15 protein-coding genes are annotated in these 18,481 nt (G+C 69.6%); 6 read left to right on the top strand and 9 right to left on the bottom strand.

Going from position 1 to position 18,481, the window contains the following annotated elements; translation table 11 throughout:
• Positions 1-48: 48 nt before the first annotated feature.
• Positions 49-2,511: an MFS transporter gene (locus NX1_RS33845; protein WP_068068916.1), complete on the bottom strand. Its 2,463-nt coding sequence runs from the start codon at positions 2,509-2,511 to the stop codon at positions 49-51.
• 439 nt (positions 2,512-2,950) lie between these two features.
• On the opposite strand from NX1_RS33845, the gene NX1_RS33840 reads away from it, so the two are divergent.
• The gene (locus NX1_RS33840) at positions 2,951-4,231 is read left to right on the top strand and encodes a diguanylate cyclase domain-containing protein (RefSeq protein WP_068068902.1); all 1,281 of its coding nucleotides are present in this window, start codon (positions 2,951-2,953) and stop codon (positions 4,229-4,231) included.
• 4 nt (positions 4,232-4,235) lie between these two features.
• Here NX1_RS33840 and NX1_RS33835 read toward each other — a convergent pair whose 3' ends face one another.
• Entirely contained in the window at positions 4,236-5,474 is a 1,239-nt protein-coding gene (locus NX1_RS33835) for a PucR family transcriptional regulator (protein ID WP_068068898.1), read from the bottom strand.
• 297 nt (positions 5,475-5,771) lie between these two features.
• Here NX1_RS33835 and NX1_RS33830 point away from each other — a divergent pair, with 297 nt between their 5' ends.
• Positions 5,772-6,881: an esterase/lipase family protein gene (locus tag NX1_RS33830; RefSeq protein WP_068068913.1), complete on the top strand. Its 1,110-nt coding sequence runs from the start codon at positions 5,772-5,774 to the stop codon at positions 6,879-6,881.
• A 3-nt stretch (positions 6,882-6,884) separates the two neighbouring features.
• Here the strand turns inward: NX1_RS33830 and NX1_RS33825 are convergent, their stop codons facing one another.
• Positions 6,885-8,024, bottom strand: coding sequence for an acyl-CoA dehydrogenase family protein (locus tag NX1_RS33825; protein WP_068068895.1), 1,140 nt, complete (start codon positions 8,022-8,024; stop codon positions 6,885-6,887).
• Between the two features lie 102 nt (positions 8,025-8,126).
• On the opposite strand from NX1_RS33825, the gene NX1_RS33820 reads away from it, so the two are divergent.
• A complete protein-coding gene (locus tag NX1_RS33820; RefSeq protein ID WP_068068893.1) occupies positions 8,127-8,735 on the top strand; it encodes a TetR/AcrR family transcriptional regulator in 609 nt (202 codons plus the stop codon).
• Between the two features lie 137 nt (positions 8,736-8,872).
• Positions 8,873-10,570 carry a GMC family oxidoreductase gene (locus tag NX1_RS33815; protein ID WP_068068890.1) on the top strand — a complete coding sequence of 566 codons (1,698 nt, stop codon included), beginning with the start codon at positions 8,873-8,875 and terminating at the stop codon, positions 10,568-10,570.
• A gap of 28 nt (positions 10,571-10,598) precedes the next feature.
• Here NX1_RS33815 and NX1_RS33810 read toward each other — a convergent pair whose 3' ends face one another.
• The 3 genes from NX1_RS33810 to NX1_RS33800 all read right to left on the bottom strand — a co-directional run bounded on the left by NX1_RS33810 (position 10,599) and on the right by NX1_RS33800 (position 13,779).
• Positions 10,599-12,284, bottom strand: coding sequence for an FAD-binding dehydrogenase (locus tag NX1_RS33810; RefSeq protein WP_068068910.1), 1,686 nt, complete (start codon positions 12,282-12,284; stop codon positions 10,599-10,601).
• 2 nt (positions 12,285-12,286) lie between these two features.
• Entirely contained in the window at positions 12,287-12,925 is a 639-nt protein-coding gene (locus tag NX1_RS33805) for a TetR/AcrR family transcriptional regulator (RefSeq protein ID WP_068068887.1), read from the bottom strand.
• A 161-nt stretch (positions 12,926-13,086) separates the two neighbouring features.
• Positions 13,087-13,779, bottom strand: a complete 693-nt coding sequence (locus NX1_RS33800) for a DUF8176 domain-containing protein (RefSeq protein WP_245668879.1) — start codon at positions 13,777-13,779, stop codon at positions 13,087-13,089.
• A 313-nt stretch (positions 13,780-14,092) separates the two neighbouring features.
• Between NX1_RS33800 and NX1_RS33795 the strand changes: the two genes are divergently transcribed.
• Positions 14,093-14,740, top strand: a complete 648-nt coding sequence (locus tag NX1_RS33795) for a TetR/AcrR family transcriptional regulator (RefSeq protein WP_068068905.1) — start codon at positions 14,093-14,095, stop codon at positions 14,738-14,740.
• 23 nt (positions 14,741-14,763) lie between these two features.
• On the opposite strand, the gene NX1_RS33790 is transcribed toward NX1_RS33795, so the two are convergent.
• Positions 14,764-15,603 (bottom strand): DUF72 domain-containing protein, encoded by an 840-nt coding sequence (locus NX1_RS33790; RefSeq protein WP_084501967.1) that lies wholly within the window; start codon positions 15,601-15,603, stop codon positions 14,764-14,766.
• A gap of 10 nt (positions 15,604-15,613) precedes the next feature.
• Positions 15,614-16,927: a hypothetical protein gene (locus NX1_RS33785; protein WP_068068881.1), complete on the bottom strand. Its 1,314-nt coding sequence runs from the start codon at positions 16,925-16,927 to the stop codon at positions 15,614-15,616.
• A gap of 123 nt (positions 16,928-17,050) precedes the next feature.
• Here NX1_RS33785 and NX1_RS33780 point away from each other — a divergent pair, with 123 nt between their 5' ends.
• A complete protein-coding gene (locus tag NX1_RS33780; protein WP_068068879.1) occupies positions 17,051-18,070 on the top strand; it encodes a 1-aminocyclopropane-1-carboxylate deaminase/D-cysteine desulfhydrase in 1,020 nt (339 codons plus the stop codon).
• A 14-nt stretch (positions 18,071-18,084) separates the two neighbouring features.
• Here the strand turns inward: NX1_RS33780 and NX1_RS37125 are convergent.
• Positions 18,085-18,481, bottom strand: a 397-nt coding sequence (locus NX1_RS37125) for an Rv3235 family protein (RefSeq protein ID WP_245668877.1), incomplete at its 5' end; no start/stop codon positions are given.

The raw sequence follows: 18,481 nt of genomic DNA, 5'->3' as shown, positions 1-18,481 counted from the left end.
GCGGCGATCCGGCGCGACGCTCCGAACCGGCGAGCTGACCCGCCGCGCTCAGTGCTCGGCGTCGCGGCCGTAGCCGAGCCGCACGTCGTGCACGGCCTCGCCGCCCGACACCGTCACGTGGCTGGTCACCGGCGGATATCCGCGCGCTACCACGGTGTACTGCCCTTCGGCCAGATCCGGCACGACGTACCGGCCGGTGTCGTCGGTGCGCACCGACGCGGTGAGATCGCCCGCCATGTCCAGCAGCATGATCTGCGCGTCCGGCACCGCCCGGCCGTCGGCCAGCGCCGACCCGGCCAGCACCGCGTTCGGCTCCATGTCGATGTCGTGGCGCAGCAGGCCGCTGTCCGGCACGGTGAGCGTCGTGGCGTGCGGGCGCATGTGCTCGGCGAGCACGACCAGTGTGTAGGCGCCCGAGACCACGCCGTGGCAGACGTAGGCGCCGTCGTCCGCGGTGACGGTGGCTCCGACGACCTCGCCCTGCCGATCGGTCAGCGTGACGGTGGCGCCGCCCAGCGGTTTGCCGCTGGCCGCGGATCTGACCGTCCCGGAGAGCGCGCCGGAGCCCATCAGCCGCACGTCGAGTTCCTGCGGCCACGAACCGGCCACGACGCTGACCGCCGTCGGCTGATGCCCGGCCGCGGCCGCGATCAGCACGTAGGTGCTCGCGTCCGGCACGTCGATGGCGTAGGAGCCGTTCGCGTCGCCCACCGCCCTGGCGACCTGACGCCCGCTCTTGTCGATCAATGTCAGCGCCGCGTCGGCTACCGGATGCCCGTCCTCGTGCTGGATGCGGCCGAACAGCGAGCGTGACTCGGCCGCGGGGGCGAGCACCGGTTCCGGTTCGGAGAAGACCTCGGCGGCGCCGGTCCACACCTGGGGCTCCTCCCAGCTCGACGAGCTGATCGCGCCGTCGGGCGCATCCGGCGCCACGATCGGATCGTCTTGCAGCGGAATCTCTTTCATGAACATCAGCACCACGCCCGCGAGCACGGCCACCGCCGCGGCGACGTAGAAGACGCCCTGCATGGAGTCGGTGAAACCGACCAGGATCGGCACCCGCAGATCCTGGGGCATGGCGGCGAGCTCGCCGGTGTTGCTCTGCAACTCCCCGAGCCGGGCGCCGTCGAAGCCCTCGGGCAGTTGCCCGCCGAAGGCGTCGACGATCCGGCCCGGCAGCAGGTTGAACAGGATGGTCAGGAAGATCGCGACGCCGAGGGTGCCGCCCATCTGGCGGAAGAAGGTGGCCGCGGCGGTCGAGACACCCATGTCGGTGCGCGGGCCCGCGTTCTGCGCGGCGATGATCAACGTCTGCATGCAGGTGCCGAGCCCGCAGCCGATCACGCCGCCGTACAGCAGCGGCTCCCACAGCGGGCTGTCGTAGCGCACCCCGCCGTGCAGCACCGCGCCGAGCGCGGTCAGGAAGCAACCCACCACCGGCAGGATCTTGTACCTGCCGGTGAGCTTGGTGATGATCCCGGCGACCTGCGAACCGACCATGATGCCGATCACCAGCGGCAGCATGAGCAGGCCCGCCTTGGTCGGCGAATAACCGCGCACCACTTGGAAATACAGCGGTACGAGCACGATCGCGCCGAACATCGCGACGCCGACGACGAAGCCGCCGACGATGGACACGCTGAAGGTGGAGTTGCGGAACAGTCGCAGCGGAATCAGCGCCGCGTCCTTCATCAGGAATTCCACCAGCACGAAGAGCACCAGACCGGCCGCGCCGATGCCGTAGCAGAGCAGCGCCCGATCCGAGCTCCAGCCCCATTCCCTGCCTTGTTCGGCGACGATCAGCAGCGGCACGACGCACACGGTGAGAGTCAGCGCCCCGAACCAGTCGATGCGATGCGGCTGCCGCTGGTGCGGCACGTCGAGCACCTTGGCGACCACCAGGAAGGCGATCACGCCGATGGGCACGTTCACCAGGAACACCCAGCGCCAGCCCGCCAGACCCGCGAGCTCGTCGTAGCCGGAGAACAGCCCGCCGAGCACCGGTCCAAGCACGGTGGACGACCCGAACACCACCATGAAATAGCCCTGATACCTGACCCTTTCGCGGGCCGGGACGATATCGCCGACGATGGTGAAGGCCAGCGACATCAGGCCGCCGGCGCCGAGACCCTGGAACGCCCGGAACGCGGCGAGCTCGTACATCGAGGTGGCGAAGGTACAGGCCACCGAGCCGGCCACGAACAGCCCGATCGCGATGAGGTACCACGGTTTACGGCCGTAGATGTCGGCGAGTTTGCCGTAGAGCGGCGTGGCGATGGTCGCGGTGATCAAGTATGCCGTTGTCGCCCAAGCCTGTTCGTCGAATCCGTGCAGGCTGTTCGCGATCGGCACGATCGCGACGCTCACGATGTTCTGGTCGGGCGCGGCGAGGAAGATGCCGAGCAGCAGGCCGGAGAGGATGGTGAGGATCTGCCGATGCGACAGCTGCGTGCCTGCCTCGGCCGCCAAGCCCGGCGTGGGCGCCGGGGCCTGGATGGTCGTATTTGTCATGTAGAAGCCCTGGTTCTGATCGGCCAACGATTGCGATCTTGCGTTCGGAAACAAGGCGCACCCTGCGGCCGCGCGCTCTCGCGCGACCAAGCCATGCGCCACAAGCGATCTGCTGTGTCGTACTGATAGATCAAGGGGATGCTGCGACGCGGGCGAGCTTACCGGTGGGCCGCGCGGCGTCTTTTACGAGGCTAAGCAGCGCGCTGGTCAGGACGCCCCGCGACGCGAGCTCGGTGATTGCTGTTCGTTCGCCGCGGGCGGTATCCTTGACCTTCAGTACCAACTAGTCTCACAGTCTCGCTCTCGGCTAGTGGATGGCAGCACCGTTACCTCGTTCGGATCGCGGCAGGGCGGGCGATCGCCGGACCCGGCGGGGTTCCCAAGCAATGTGGACCGATGTGGACACCGACCGCGCGTCGTTCGTCGAACGGGGATTCGCATGGACGAGAAGAACACCATGGTGGGCGATCCGGAGCAGGCGGCCGAGCGGTACCGTTCGCTGGTCGAACACTCTCCCGATGCCATTTGCGTGCACGAACGCGGCGTCGTCGTATATCTCAACCCGGCAGGCGTGCGACTGTTGGCCGCCGGATCCGCGGACGAGATCGTCGGACGCCCGGTCAGCGATTTCATCGCACCCGATTCCGTCGCCTCGACGCTGGCCAGAATCGACGGGTCACGCGGCAACGGCGACGCGTCCGAGCGAGCCGTACTCACGCTGCTGCGCGCCGACGGCGCCCGCATATCGGTACAGACCGTCTCGGTGCTCACCGTCTGGCAGGGCAGGCGCGCGTATCAGGTGGTGCTGCACGATCTGAGCGCGCAGCACGCGGCCGAGCAGGCCCAACGCCGGGCCGAACAGCACTTCACCGCGATCGTCTCGCAGCTGGAGGAAGGCGTCGTGGTGATCAGCAGGCAGGGCATGATCGAATCGATCAACCCGGCCGCGTTGCGCATATTCGGTTGTCGCGGTGCACGACTCGTCGGCGCCCGGTTCGACAAGCTACCGCTGCGGATGGTCGACACCGAGGGCGTCCCGCTGCCCGCGACCCGGCATCCGGTCGCGCGCACGATGGCGACCGGCGAGCCGATCACCCGCTTCGTCTTCGGCGTCGACGGCACCGATCATCATCGCCGCTGGCTGACCGGCAGCTGCAGGCTGCTCGACCCGGCCGATCGGACATCACCGGTGGTCAGTTCGTTCACCGATATCACCGCCACCCGCGCCAGCCAGCGCGAGCTGCAGTATCAGGCCACCCACGACGGGCTGACCGGGCTGCTCAACCGGAGCACCATCCTGGCCGCCCTCGAGACCGCGCTCGCCCATCCCGCGGGCGGCCCGCTGTCGGCCGTACTGTTCGTCGACCTCGACGGATTCAAGACCATCAACGACGGGCACGGACACGTGGTCGGCGACGTCGTCCTTCAGGTAGTCGCGCAGCGCCTACGGCGCGCCGTTCGCCGCGGCGATCCGGTCGGCAGGCTGGGCGGCGACGAGTTCCTCGTCCTGCTCTGCGGACGCGAGATCGGTCCAGAGCCGATCATCCGGCGGCTCGCCGCCTCGGTCGCCGAACCGATTGTCGCCCAAGGACAACGGCTCGCGGTGCGGGCCTCGATCGGGGTCACTCCGATCGGGCCGGGCGATCCGCGCAACGCCACCGAGATCCTGCACGACGCCGACACCGCGATGTACCTCCAGAAGGCGATCGCGGGCCGGTGACCGCTCAGGGGCGATCGCCCGCCGGATAGAGCCGGTGGATGGTGAGCGCCGCGGCGAGCATCCGGGAGTTGGTGGGCTCGGCGGGGTCGATGCCGGTGAGCTCGGCGATGCGGCGCAGCCGGTAGCTGAAGGTGTTGGGGTGCACGTGCAGGCAGGCGGCGGCGGCCTTGCGGTCCGAGCCGTACTCCAGGTGGGCCTCCAGCGCCTCCAGCAGGTGCGGGTTGCGCAGCAGCGGGGCGATGCGTTGCGCCAGCCGGTCGCGCGCCGGGCCAGGCCTGGTGAGCTGGTATTCGAGGAGCAGATCGTCGAGCTGGTAGCGGCCGGTCGGGCGGTTGAGCAGCCGGGCGAGCGTCGCCACCTCGGCGGCCTGGTCCGCGGCGCCGGGCAGATCCGCGCGCGGCACGCCGTGGCACTCGGCCAGGTACACCGCGGTGCCGAGCTGTTCGGAGAGCTCGGTCGCGAGGCCGCGGTGGCGCGCGGCATCCGACTTGGCGGATTCGGAGTGGTTGGGCAGCAAGGCGATTCCGCTCGCGCCGTCGAAGGTGACCAGCGCGGTGCCGTTGCTCAGCGCGTCCAGCGTGCGGTGCAGGATGCGGATGCGGCGGCGGGCGACCAGGTCGGCGACCGTATGGGGTTGCTCGTCCGGCCGCAGATGGATGGCGAGCACCGTGTAGCGATCGGTCAGCGGCGTATCGGCGCGGGCCGCGAGTTCTTCGGCGGGTAGCCCCCGCAACAAGGCGGTACAGAGTTCGCGGCGCGCCTCGCGCTCGGCGTTGTAGATGGACTGCTCGACCTCGGTGTAGGTCTCGACGACGACGATGTTGATGTGCATCAGCAGGTCGAGCAGCCGCGAGCCGACAACGACCAGTTCGTCCTTCTCCTCGGGCCTGGCCTGCGCGGCCGCCTCGGCGAGCACCGACTGCGCCGAGCCGTGCATCGCCTCGATCAGCAGGGCCAGCGGAAAACGGTCCTCGGCGTGCCGCTCGGCGACGGGGACGACGAACCCGGCGACCTCGGCCCTGGTGAACTCGCGCCGTTCGCCGATGGCCTGGAGCACGGCGCGTCCACAGGCGTAGATCGTCGGCAGCACCTCGGCGGTGAAATGCCCCGCGGGCAATTCGGACGCGGGCGGCGTGGCGCCGAGTCCCGCGGCGAGCATGCGCTCCGCGATCTGCGGCCACCTGGTCAGCAGCCGGGACACCAGCGGGAGGTCCCCGGTCACCGGGGGTGAAGCGACAGCCATGGCCCGATTGTTGCCCACGACAGGGTTGACGACAATGCGTCCGTCGCGACGGCCAAGAACTTTGTCACCGGCGACATGGCCGGTCGAGTTTCTTCGTCCTGGCGTGCAGTGACGCGATAGACCATCCGGTCTTACATTTTCATCACCGCCGTCGCGAGATGGCGCGCGTCACAGACGACGTCCAATTGTGAGCTGCGCCATAGTAATTCCCTCGGGGGGCGGCAGTCGAGCTGATGGGAAGTACGAAAGATGTTTGCAACGAGGCAACGAGGCAGGCGTGCCGTGGCCTGCGCGGCGATGATCGTGGGGCTCGCGCTGGCGCAGGGATCCGGCGCGGGAACGACGGTCGCCGACCCGGCCGCCGAGGGCGCCGCCGCATCGACGATGCAGGCACTCGCCGACGCCATCGACGCCGGGCTGCTGCCCGCGGCCGACGGCAGGCAGCCGAAGGCGATCGTCGACTCCGGCTCCGGCTCCGGCTGGGCCAAGAGCACCTCGTCGGCGGCCGTCGGCGAGGGTCCTGAGATGACCGCGGCGCTGGCCGCGTTCGCCTACGGTCTCACCCACCCCGATGCCGCGCCCGCGGGCGCGAACCGGTGGGACTGCAAGCCCAGCGCCGAACACCCGAACCCGGTGGTGCTGCTGCACGGCACCTGGCTCAACGCCTACGACACCTTCGCCTACATGTCGCCGCGGCTCGCGCGTGCCGGGTATTGCGTGTTCGCCTTCAACTTCGGCCGCTCCGGACTGATGGAAGGCGGCGGCCTCGGCGCGGTGCTGCCGGGCCGGTTCGGCGTCGGGCCGATGGAGGAATCCTCGCGCCAGCTCAGCGAATTCGTGGAACAGGTGCGCAGCGCGACCGGTGCGGACAAGGTCGACATCATCGGGCACTCGCAGGGCGGCACGGTGGCCAACCGGTATCTGAAGTTCGACGGCGGCGAGGGCAAGGTCGGCAAGCTGATCAGCTTCGGCGCCACCCACCACGGCACCTCGCTGATGGGCATCGCCACACTGGGCCGGGCGATCAACAACCTCGGCGTGAACATCCTCGGCTTCTACGAGCCGATCGTGGGCCTGTCGAATATCCAGCAGGCGGTCGGCTCTTCGTTCTACACCACGCTGAACGCCGCGGGCGACACCGTCCCCGGGGTGGCCTACACCTCCGTCGGCTCGCGCTACGACGAGATCTCCAACCCCTACGACTGGACCTTCCTGAAGGCGGGCCCGGACGCCACCGTGGACAACATCACCCTGCAGGCGGGCTGCGAGCAGGACATCTCCGACCACCTGACCATGATGTACTCGCCCCGCTCCACCTCTCTCGCCCTGCGCGCCCTCGACCCGGCCTCGCAGCCGGAACTGGCGTGCGCCTTCAACCCCTGGTTGATCGGCGGTGGCGGGCTCTGAGTTTCAGCGGGCCAGGTCTCTGGCGATGACCAGGCGCTGAATCTGGTTGGTGCCCTCGAAGATCTGGGTGATCTTGGCCTCGCGCATGTAGCGCTCGACCGGGAAGTCCTGGGTGTAGCCATAGCCGCCGAAGACCTGCACAGCGTCGGTGGTGACCTTCATGGCGGCGTCGGTGGCGACCAGCTTCGCGACGCTGGCCTGCCGGGAGTAGGGCAGGCCGGCGTCGCGGCGGCGGGCGGCGTCCAGGTAGGTCGCGCGGGCGGAGTCGACGGCGGCGGCCATATCGGCCAGGACGAAGCCGAGGCCCTGGTGGTCGATGATGCGGCGGCCGAACGCCTCCCGCTCCTTGGCGTAGGCCACCGCGTCGTCCAGGGCGCGCTGGGCGAGACCGGTCGCCACGGCGGCGATGCCGAGCCGTCCGGAATCCAAGGCGCTGAACGCGATCGAGAGACCCTGCCCCTCGGCGCCGATCAGCCGCTCAGCGGGCAGGAAGGCGCCGTCGTAGGCGGCGGTGGTGGTCGGCACCGCGCGCAGGCCCATTTTCTCCTCGGGTTTGCCGAAGCCGAGGCCCTCGGTGCCCGCGGGGACCAGGAAGCAGGAGACGCCGCGGGAGCCATCGCCGGTGCGGGCGAACAGGGTGTAATAGTCGGCCCGGCCGCCGTTGGTGATCCACGATTTCGAGCCGTCGATTCGATACCCGCCCTCGACGGCGGTGGCCTTGCAGCGCAGCGCCGCCGCGTCGGAACCCGCGTGCGCCTCGGAGAGGCTGTAGGCGCCGATCAGGTTGCCGGACAGCATTTCCGGTAGCCAGCGCCGCTGCTGTTCCGGCGTGCCGAAGACGAAAAGCGGGTGGCACGAGAGGCTGTGCACGCTGACCGCGACAGCCACCGCCGCCCACCGCGCCGCCAGTTCCTCCAGCACCTGCAGGTACACCTCGTAGGGCTGCGCGCCGCCGCCGAACTCCTCCGGGTAGGGCAGGCTCAGCAGCCCCGCCGCCCCGAGTGCGCGGAACGCCTCCTCGGGGTACTGCTCCCGCTTCTCGAACTCCGCCGCGTGTGGCTCGAGCACCTTGTCGGCGATCTCCCTGGTGAGCTCGATCAGATCGCGGGCTTCCTCGGTGGGCAGCAGTCGGTCGACAGGCATCTCATCATCTCCGCGGCGGGGTGGTCGGCTTGCCAACACATTATGGCCAACATCCAATTGCATGCAAGACAGCATGTACTTTTAGCCGGTTATACTGCCCGAATGGTTTCCGATCTGCCGCCGAACAAGCACCAGGAGAAGAGTCTGCGGACGCGCGCGCAGCTGCTGGACGCGGCGATCGACAGCCTCGCCGAGGTGGGCTACGGCAACGCGTCCATCGCCGACATCACGGCTCGCGCAGGCGTCACGCGCGGCGCCCAGCTGCACCACTTCCACACCCGCCAGGAGCTTTTCGCCCAGACGATCGGGCATCTCACCGAACGCCAGCGCCAGGCGCTGCACCGCAAGCTGCGCACGGTGCCCGCGGAAACGGCGGCGGGCGCCGTGCTGGTCGAGCTGGTGACCGCCACCTTCGCCGGCAAGCTCGGCCGCGCCTGCGTCGAGCTCTACGTCGGCATCGCCAACGACCGCGAGCTGCGCCGCGAAATGCTGCGCGTCCAGCACGATCTCACCGTCGAACTGCTCGACCGCTGCGCCGCGATGATCGGTCCCGGCATCACGCGCGATCGCCTGGACTCCGCCTTCTGGCTCACCATCAACCTCGTCCGCGGCGCAACCCTGGACGAAATGGTCGGCCGCGACCGCGCCCGTCGCAAACAGGTGCTCGCCGACTGGACCGAACTGGCCGAAGTGGCCCTGCGCGGGCGGTAACCGCGGCCCGGCCGGACGACCACGCACCCGATGGCCGGAAATGTCGATTTATTGGCCGCAGCTCTGTCCTGCGACCGGGCCACTCGCTCCTAGCGTTGGTGCACGAAGGTGAGCGGCAACGAGGAAGGCGCGGGTCCATGGCATTCGACTACGACGTGGTGGTCGTCGGTTCGGGGTTCGGCGGCAGCGTGACCGCGCTGCGGCTGACCGAGAAGGGGTACCGGGTCGGCGTGCTGGAGGCGGGCAGGCGCTTCACCGACGAGGAGTTCGCCGAAACCTCCTGGCGCGTGCGGAATTATCTGTGGGCGCCGCGATTCGGCTGTTTCGGCATCCAGCGCCTCGCGCTGCTGAAGAACACCTTCGTGATGGCGGGCGCCGGCGTCGGCGGCGGCTCGCTGGTCTACGCGAACACCCTCTACGAGCCGCCGGAGCGGTTCTTCACCGATCGCCAGTGGGGCCACATCACCGATTGGCGCGCGGAACTGACGCCGCACTACGACCAGGCCAAGCTCATGCTGGGCGTGACGACCAATCCCGCGACGACCCAGTCCGACCGGGTCTTGCGGGAGGTCGCCGTGGATCTCGGCGTCGCCGATTCCTACCGCAGCACACCGGTCGGCGTCTTCTTCGGCGGCCCGGGCGTCCGGCCTGGACAGGACGTGCCCGACCCGTATTTCGGCGGCGTCGGACCGGACCGCCGGGCCTGCACGCACTGCGGCGAGTGCATGACCGGCTGCCGCCACAACGCGAAGAACACCCTGGTCAAGAACTACCTGTACCTGGCCGAAAAGGCGGGCGCGGCAGTGCATCCGCTCACCACGGTCACCGACGTACGCCCGCGCGAAGGCGGCGGCTTCACCATCACCACCCAGCGCACCGGACGCACGGTGCGCAGACAACGCACGGAGCTCACCGCCGAGCAGGTGGTCTTCTCCGCCGCCGCGCTCGGCACCCAGCGCCTGCTGCACCAGCTGCGCGACACCGGCTCGCTGCCCGCCATCTCCGACATGCTCGGGCAGCTCTCGCGCACCAACTCCGAGGAACTGCTCGGGGCACGGAGCCGCCGCGGCGACAGCGACTTCACCAAGGGCGTCGCCATCACCTCATCGATCCACCCCGACGACGACACGCACGTCGAACCGGTGCGCTACGGCAAGGGCAGCAACGCCCTCTCTCTGATGGCGACCGTCATGGTCAGCGGCGACACCCCGCGCCTCGGGCTGTGGGGGAAGGCGCTGTGGCGCAACCGCCGCGACGTGCTGCGCGCCCACACGCCGCGGCGCTGGTCCGAGCAGACGATCGGCCTGCTGGTGATGCAGTCGGTGGACAACTCGATCACCACCTACACCAAGCGGAACTGGTTCGGCCGACGCACTATGACCACCAAGCAGGGTGCGGGCCAGCCCAATCCGACCTGGATTCCGGCCGGGCACGAGGTAGCGCGTCGCGTGGCCGACAAGATCGACGGCTTCCCACTCGGCACCAGTTCCGGCGTACTGAACATCCCGATGACCGGGCACTTCATCGGCGGCTGCGTGATCGGCGATTCACCGCGCACGGGCGTCGTCGATCCATATCACCGGCTCTACGGCCATCCCGGGCTGCACGTCATCGACGGCTCGACTATCTCGGCGAACCTCGGCGTCAATCCGTCGCTGACCATCACCGCGCAGGCCGAGCGCGCGGTCTCGTTGTGGCCCAACAAAGGTGAGGCCGATGCGCGACCCGCACTCGGCGCACCCTATCGGCGGCTGGACCCGATCCCGCCGCGCAGGCCGGTGGTCCCGCCGAGCGCACCGGCGGCGTTGCGGCTTCCGATCGAGCCGGTGCGATGAGCCGCACCGGTTCGATCGAGTCCGCGCGTCAGGCGAGCTTCTTCGCCAGCGCGCGGCCCGCGGCGCGACCGGAGAAGATGCAGCCGCCGAGGAAGGTGCCTTCCAGCGCGTTGTAGCCGTGCACGCCGCCACCACCGAAGCCCGCGACCTCGCCCGCGGCGTACAGGCCGGGAAACGGCGCGCCGTCGGGACGAATCACCTGCGAGTCGAGGTCGGTCTGCAAACCGCCGAGTGTCTTTCGGGTGAGGACGTTCAATCGCACCGCGATCAGCGGACCCGCCTTGGGGTCGAGGATGCGGTGCGGCTTGGCGACGCGACCCGCCTTGTCCCCGAAGTACTGGCGTGCGTTGGTGATCGCCATCAGCTGGGCGTCCTTGCCGTACTTGTTGCCCACCTCGCGGTCGCGGGCGACGATCTGGCGCTCCAGGTCGTCGTAGTCGAGCTGCGGTCCGCGCGCGATCTTGTTCATGCCGTCGACCAGCTCGCGCAGCGTGTCGGCGACGACGAAATCGACGCCGTGCTGCTTGAACGCCTCCACCGGGCCCGGCGCGCCCTTGGCCACCCGGCTCTTCAGGGTCAGCTTGAGATCCTTGCCGGTGATATCGGGGTTCTGCTCGGAGCCCGACAGCGCGAACTCCTTCTCGATGATCGACTGGGTCAGCACGAACCAGGAGTAGTCGTAGCCGGTGGCCAGGATCTCCTTCATCGTGGAGTTGGTGTCGAAGCCGGGGAAACACGGTGCGGGCAAACGCTTTCCGTTGGCGTCGAACCACAGCGAGGACGGGCCGGGGATGATCCGGATGGCGTGGTCGGGCCAGATCGGATCCCAGTTGTGGATGCCTTCGGTGTAGTGCCACATGCGATCCCGATTGACGATCGCGCCGCCCGCGGTCTCCGAGATGGCGAGCATGCGACCGTCGACGTGCGCGGGGACGCCGGAGATGAGCGTCTCCGGGCAGGGACCGAGCCGCTCGGTGGGCCAGTTGCGCCGGATCATCTCGTGGTTGTGGCCGATGCCGCCGGAGGTCACCACGACGGCCTTGGCGCGGAACTCGAACTCCCCCACCGCCGTTCGCGAGGAAGCCTTGCCGCGCTCCAGGTCGGTGTCCTCCAGGACGGCGCCGCGCACGCCGACCACCGCGCCATCCTCGACGATCAGCTCGTCCACCCGGTGCCGGAAGCTGAAGCCGGCCAGCCCGCGCTTCTCCGCTTCCAGCACCGGCTCCTGAAAGACCCGCACCACCTCGGGACCGGTGCCCCAGGTGAGGTGGAAGCGCGGCACCGAATTGCCGTGGCCGTCGGCCAGCGCGCCGCCGCGCTCGGCCCAGCCGACCAGCGGTGTCACCCGCAAACCCAAGGCGTGCAGGTAATCCCGCTTCTCGGTGGCCGCGAACCGCACGTACGCCTCTGCCCACTGCCGCGCCCAGTGGTCTTCGTCGTCGCGGTCGAAGCCGGCCGACCCGAGCCAGTCCTGCAGCGCGAGTTCGTAGGAGTCCTTGATGCCGAGGCGGCGCTGCTCCGGGCTGTCGACGAAGAACAGCCCGCCCAGCGACCAGAAGGCTTGCCCGCCGAGGTTGTTGCGGTTCTCCTGGTCGAGCAGGTGCACCTTGCGGCCCGCCTTGACCAGCTCGTAGGCCGCGACCAGGCCGGCGAGGCCTGCGCCGACCACGATCACATCGGCTTCGCGCGCGAATTCGGGACTGCAGTTGGTCATGTTCATCCTTCGATCGGCGTGCTGTAGGCCAGCACGATGTGGCAGAAGAGGTCGGTGCGCCGCTGCCGGGCGGTGCGGCTGCGCGGTTCCATCAGCACCTGCACGGCGGTGCCGTCGTGCACGGCCACCATGGCTTGGCCGAGCGCCGCCGGGTCCGGCACGTCGCGCCCGAACCGGGCGAGCGTGGCGACCACGGCGGGCATGAGCGCCGCGACGATCGCGTCCTCTCGGGCGGCCATCACCCGGCGCAGCGCCGGTGTGCGCAGCGCGTGGCTGGTGAACTCCGCGGTGATGCGGTACCAGGCCTCGTCGAGCGGTACGGCGCGCAGCAGGCGACGCACCGCGTCGCGGAGGTCGGCGACGCCCTCGACCGAGATGGCGTCGAGGGCGGCGCCGACATCGGCGAGCATCGCCGCCGAGCGCTCTTCCCACATGGCGAGGAACAGCTCGTCCAGCGAGGTGAAGTTCGAGTAGAACGCGCCGCGGGTGAAACCGGCGCGCTCGCAGACGCGCTCCACCGTGGCGCGGCCGAACCCCTCCTCGGCGAAAACCTCGTACGCCGCGCCGAGCAGCCGTTTCCTGGTCGCGACCCGTCTTCGGGTGGCCGGACGCGCCGGTGTTCCCGCGGGGGACGACGTCATCGTGACTCCTCTCGGCGGCGCTCGGTTCCGCGACGCTGGGTTCGATACAGATGCCCGGTTCGATACATCAGCGTATTCGATACGTCAGCGTATTCGATACGGAAATGTATCAACACCCCGGCGCGCGGGAACAGGAAACGACGCGAAGCGCCGGGAAGGAGCTACCGGTCCGGCGGGGCGATCTTGCTGATCAGGACGTCATCGCCGCGCTGCGTCACCGTCACGAACTGCCGGTACGTGCGCACGACGGCGTCCGGTCGGGTCTCGGTGATCACGACGTCGAAGCGGCCGTCGGGCAGCGGCAGCACCAGCACGCAGTGCCGGGAGCCAGGGGGAACCGAGGCGATGCCGGCGTCGATGACGTCGACGCGGGACACGGCCGCGTCGGGTGTGGTGACGGCCCGCGCCTCGGCGCCGGACTTGGTCACGTAGTACGCGTGCTGGAAGGCCAGGATCGCGTCCGGTCCGCTGGCGAGCGAGCCGGTGCCGTTGCCGCGCACCAACTGGCCGGACCTGGTCGGTTCGCAACCAGGTCCCCCGCCGAGCACCGGATCCGCGACCGTGGCCGACTGGCGCGGCTCGGTCACCTCCGCGGCGTACACCAGCACCACCGCCACCGCCGCGAGCGACGCACCGAATGTTGCGACGCCGACGAGCCAGGGGCGGCGCCGGTTTCGCGGTCGTCCGCGCCGCGGTGGACGCCCGCGTCGCTTCGGCGAAGGTAGCGGCTGCCCGATCTGCTGCGGCGGAATCATGCCTGGCCACAACGGCACCGTCGGCGCGTCCCGTCCACGGCGCAGCCCACCGCGACGGGCGGCAGTGCGGCCGCCGAGATCGAACGCGTTCGACGCCATGACTCCGCCGCACCCTCCGTATCAATGCCATTGCGCAATAACAAGATTGCACAGATGCGCCGTAAATGACGGACGAATGGCGCAGACAGGCTGAAGACCACACGGCGCGCGGCGAGCCTGTTCCGGTACCCTCGCTGCACCGGTGGGGTTCGCGCCGTCGCGACGGCGCGACGGTCGCGGGCGGCGGTCGCGGACAAGGTGGTTCACGAACAGTCGCCGCCCGGATGAGAGCCGAGGCGACACGATCGGCGGGGCCGTGTCCGATCTCGATCGTTTCGACAGAGAGGCACACATGCGCCGAGAGCAGATGACGATGCGTCCGGTGACGCTACCGAGAAGCGGATTCGCCGAGCGGCACCGCGCGACCCGCGAAGCGGTGCTCGCATCGCAGCGCGGCAGACTCATCGCGGCGATGGTGGAAAGCGTTCAGGGCAAAGGTTATTCGTCGACCACGCTGTCCGATGTCGTCGGCAGGGCCAGGGTCTCGCGCAGCACCTTCTACGAGCATTTCGCCAACAAGGAGGAGTGTTTCGTCGAGGCCGTGCACACCGGCATCGACATCGTCGCCACGCGCATCGCCGAGGAACTCGCCCAGCTCCCTCCGGATGCCGACGCCCGCGCCAAGATCCGCTCCATCGTGCACACCTATTGCGAGATGATCTTCGCCGAACCGGATTTCGCGTTCACCGTGCTCGTGGAATCGTTCAAGGTGGACCAGGCCGCCGTGGCCTATCGCGATCTGGCCGTCGACCGCTTCGCCGAGCTCTACCGGGTCTTCTACGACCAGGAGCGCGCGGCCGACCCCACCCTGCCGGAACTGGCGAACGAGCTGATCGCGCTCATCCCGGAGGCGATCGGCGAGCGTACCCGCCGCACGATGGTGTCGGACGGACCGGCGCGGGTACCCGAATTGGCGCCGCTGTTCGTAGATTTCGCGACCACGGTGCTGGGTATTCGCTGAGAACAGCGGGTACTCGCCCAGATTCAGAACAGCGTCATCGGCTCGTCCGCGACCGGTTCGGGCAACGGGTCGAGCTCCGGAAGCCGGGCGCGGACCTCGTCGTGGAAGCGTCTCGCCAAGTCCAAGGCCCCCGCGTTGTCGGGGGTGTGCAGGAACACCGTCGGCGAGCGGCCCTCACGCAGCCAGGCGGTCACCGTGTCGAGCCACGGACGCCATCCCGCCACGGTGCGATCGACGTCGTCGCGGCCGTGATAGCGCACGATCGGATATTCGGTGAGCGCGTCGGCGCGCCGCGGCACCCGCGGCTTCTTCGACCGCGCCTCCCGCTCCGCCGGGCCCGCCGCGACACCGTCGAAAAGAACTGTGGTGTCGAAGGTTATCCATTCCGCGCCGATCCGGCCGAGCACGCGCTCGAGCGCCTGGCCCGCGCGATGGTCCTCGAAGAACGCCGGGTGCCTGACCTCGACGCCGCACCGGTACGCCGCGGGCAGCTCGCGCAGGAAGGCGGCGAGAGCGCCGAGATCGGTCGGACCGAACGAGCCGGGCAGCTGCACCCACAGCGTGTGCAGGCGCGGCCCGAGCGGCTCCATCGCGCCGAGGAAGGCGCGCAGTTCCGGATCGGCGCCGGCGAGTCTGCGCTCGTGCGTGATCGGCTTGGGCAGCTTCAGTACGAAACGAAAGTCGGGCCCGGTCTGCTCGGCCCACGATTCGACGGTGTTGCGCGCCGGAGTCGCGTAGAACGTGGTGTTGCCCTCGACCGCGGTACAGCGATCGGCGTACCAGCGCAACCGCTCTGCGGACCCGAGCTGCCGGTCCTGCCATGCCACGTGCGTCCACATTGCACATCCCACGTGAAGCCGCATGCCGGCGACGTTAGCGCGCGGCGGGGCGGGCGGCGTCGGCGGACTCCGTCTCGGACTTCTCGGTGCGCAGCCGGTGCAGCAGCACCACGACGAGCGCGCACCCACCGGTGATCAAGATCGCGGTCAGGCCCGGCACCATGGAAAGCAGCCGGTCGGGATCGCGGTAGCGACGCGGGATGTCCAGCTCACCGCCGAAGATGCGGCCCCTGAGCGCGACGACCACGCCGGGCACGAACAACAGCGAGAGGGCGAGCACCTTGCTCGGACTCTGGATCGGCTGCGCCGTACCGAAGCAATAGCCGGTGACCAACGCGAGCGCCAGCGAGCCTGTGATGGTCGCCGCCGGCGTCAGGCCTTCCGGCCGCGCCGTCGCCACGGCGAACGCGCCGAGGACCGCCGTGGCCGCCAGACCGGCCAGCGGCATCGGGCGGTACAAGCCGAGCATCATGCCGCCCACCGTGGCGCCGATCAGCAGCGGCACCGCCCATCCCGACAGCGCGGTTACCACGATGGCGCCGCCCACAGCCGCGATGGCCGTGCTGAGGGCGACGATCACCCCGTCGCGGCCGGGCAGCAGCAGCCCCGCGACAAACACGGTGACCACCGTGATGGCGGCGACGAGCAGCACCTCCAGCAGCGTCGAGCCGCGGCGTACGAGCCATTCCGAACTGCCGAGGGTGATCAGCATGATCAGCAACGCGGCGATGATCGGCCGCAGCGGCAGCTCGACCGCGATCACCGATTCGCGGCGCCGATGCCGGTTCAACAGCGAGCACACCAGCACCAGCCCCGCGGTCGGCCAGAGCAGCCACAGCGGAGGCGAGTCCGTCACGATGTCCGTGGGCAAATCCGGCGCGATCGGATGGCCGATGCCGGGCACGCTCAGATCGCCGACGACGATGCTGGTGAGCGCGCCGAGGGTGGCCGCACCCGCGTACACCATATGCCGCCCGGCCGCCGTCATCAGCCCGCCGAGGAGCATCCCGCCCGCCAGCGAATCGATGTCGTTGAGCGTGGTCAGCGGGGCCAACGTGGAGAAGCTGCGGCCCAACACGTGGTTGATCAGAAGCACGACCGTACCGAACAGCGCCACCAGCCACGCCACTACGGCGGAGTCGGCGGTGCAGGTGAAGACCGCGGCCATCACCGCGACGATGAAGCCGATCGCGGTCGCCCTCGGCATGTTGTGCGCGAGCAGCTCCATCTCCAGCGTCGCGGTCCCGCGGGCCCAGGCCAGCGAGATCGGTGTGGTGAGCGCGAGTCCACCCACCACGGCGGCGACGAACGCCGTGATCAGCTCGACCGCATCCGTGCAGTGTCGCACCAGGTCAAAGGTAGTTCAGTAACCGTGCCACCGGTCGATTACCGGCATATGCGTGTCACCAGGTGGACCGGCGGCGCGACTCGACCGACACCGGCGGCCACGGCGTCGTAGGGTGAAGGCGCCATGGAACTGGACAATCGACCAACCTCGTCGCTGCTACACGCGCACCTTCCCGAGGTCGCGGGCAACCTGCCTTTCCACCGGCTCGGCGCCGCCCCGACACCGGTCCGGCCACTGCCCGGGCTGACGACCGGCGCCGCGCCGGTCTGGCTCAAGGACGAGAGCGGCTACGGCGACGGCGGCTGGGGCGGCAACAAGGTCCGCAAGCTGGAATGGCTGCTACCCGAAGCCATTCGCACCGGGCGCCGCACCTTGTTCACGGTGGGTGGCATCGGCACCAACTGGGGCCTGGCCGCGACGCTGTACGGACGTGACCTCGGGCTGCACACAGTGCTCGCGCTCATCGACCAGCCCGTCGACGAGCACGTGCGGGCCCAGCTCGCGCGGCTGCAAGCCTCCGGCGCGGAAATCCACCGCACCCACACGAAACTGCGCACCGTCCTCACAGCTCCGCTGCTGTACGCCAAGCACTGGCGTCCTGGCGCGACCCCGTACTACCTGCCCGCTGGCGGCTCCGCGCCGCTCGGCGTACTCGGTTACGTCGAGGCGGGATTGGAGATCGCGGCCCAAGTCCGCGCGGGCGTCCTGCCGGAACCTTCGCACGTCGTCACCGCGATCGGCTCGGGCGGCACGGCGGCCGGGCTGATTCTCGGCCTGCGGCTGGCGGGGCTGCGCACTCGTGTGTTCGGCGTCGTCGTCAACGACACACTGCGCCTCGACGTACCCGCGCTGCTCGGCCTGGTCGAACGCACCACCGCCCTGCTGCGCGAACGCGGCGCCCGATTCGACGCGCCTGTGATCTCGGCGGACCATCTCGAGCTCACCCGGGACTGGCTCGGCCCCGGCTACGGCCATCCGATTCCCGCGGCCGCCGAGGCCGCTGCGACCGCCCACGACGACGAAGGACTCGATCTCGAGCCGGTGTACACCGCGAAGGCGCTCGCCGCGCTGCTGGCCCGCAACGCCGACGGCGGTTTCGGCGCGGGCCCGGTGCTGTTCCTGAACACCAACGGTCCCCGCTGAGCGTGCGGACCGGTTCATCGGATGCGCAGCGCGGTCAGCCGCCACCCCGAGGCGCGGCTGTGCACGATGCGCCCCGCGAGCGCGAATCGTCGTCGGCCCCGGTCGTACCCGGCGAAGACCTCGGCGGTGCGCGCGTCGACTGGCGTCACCGCGACGCGCGCCAGCACGGCGACGCCCAAAGCGCGGCCCGGCGCCAGTTCCCCGGCGATCAGGGTGCGCACCGCCGACACCACCGCACCGTCGGCGACGGACGCCAGCTGCCCGATCGGCCTGCGCTGATCGAGCACCTCCAAGGTCATGCGCAGCGCGCGTTCCGCGAACTTGCGCGCCGCGACGACCATCTCGTCCCGGTCCGCCGCGTGCGACTCACGGACGGCACGCTGCACGCCCGCCCCTGCGACGGCGGGCGCC

Source organism: Nocardia xishanensis NBRC 101358, from assembly GCF_001613365.1.
Taxonomy (GTDB): domain Bacteria; phylum Actinomycetota; class Actinomycetes; order Mycobacteriales; family Mycobacteriaceae; genus Nocardia; species Nocardia xishanensis.
This window is presented reverse-complemented; position numbering and strand designations above follow the sequence as displayed.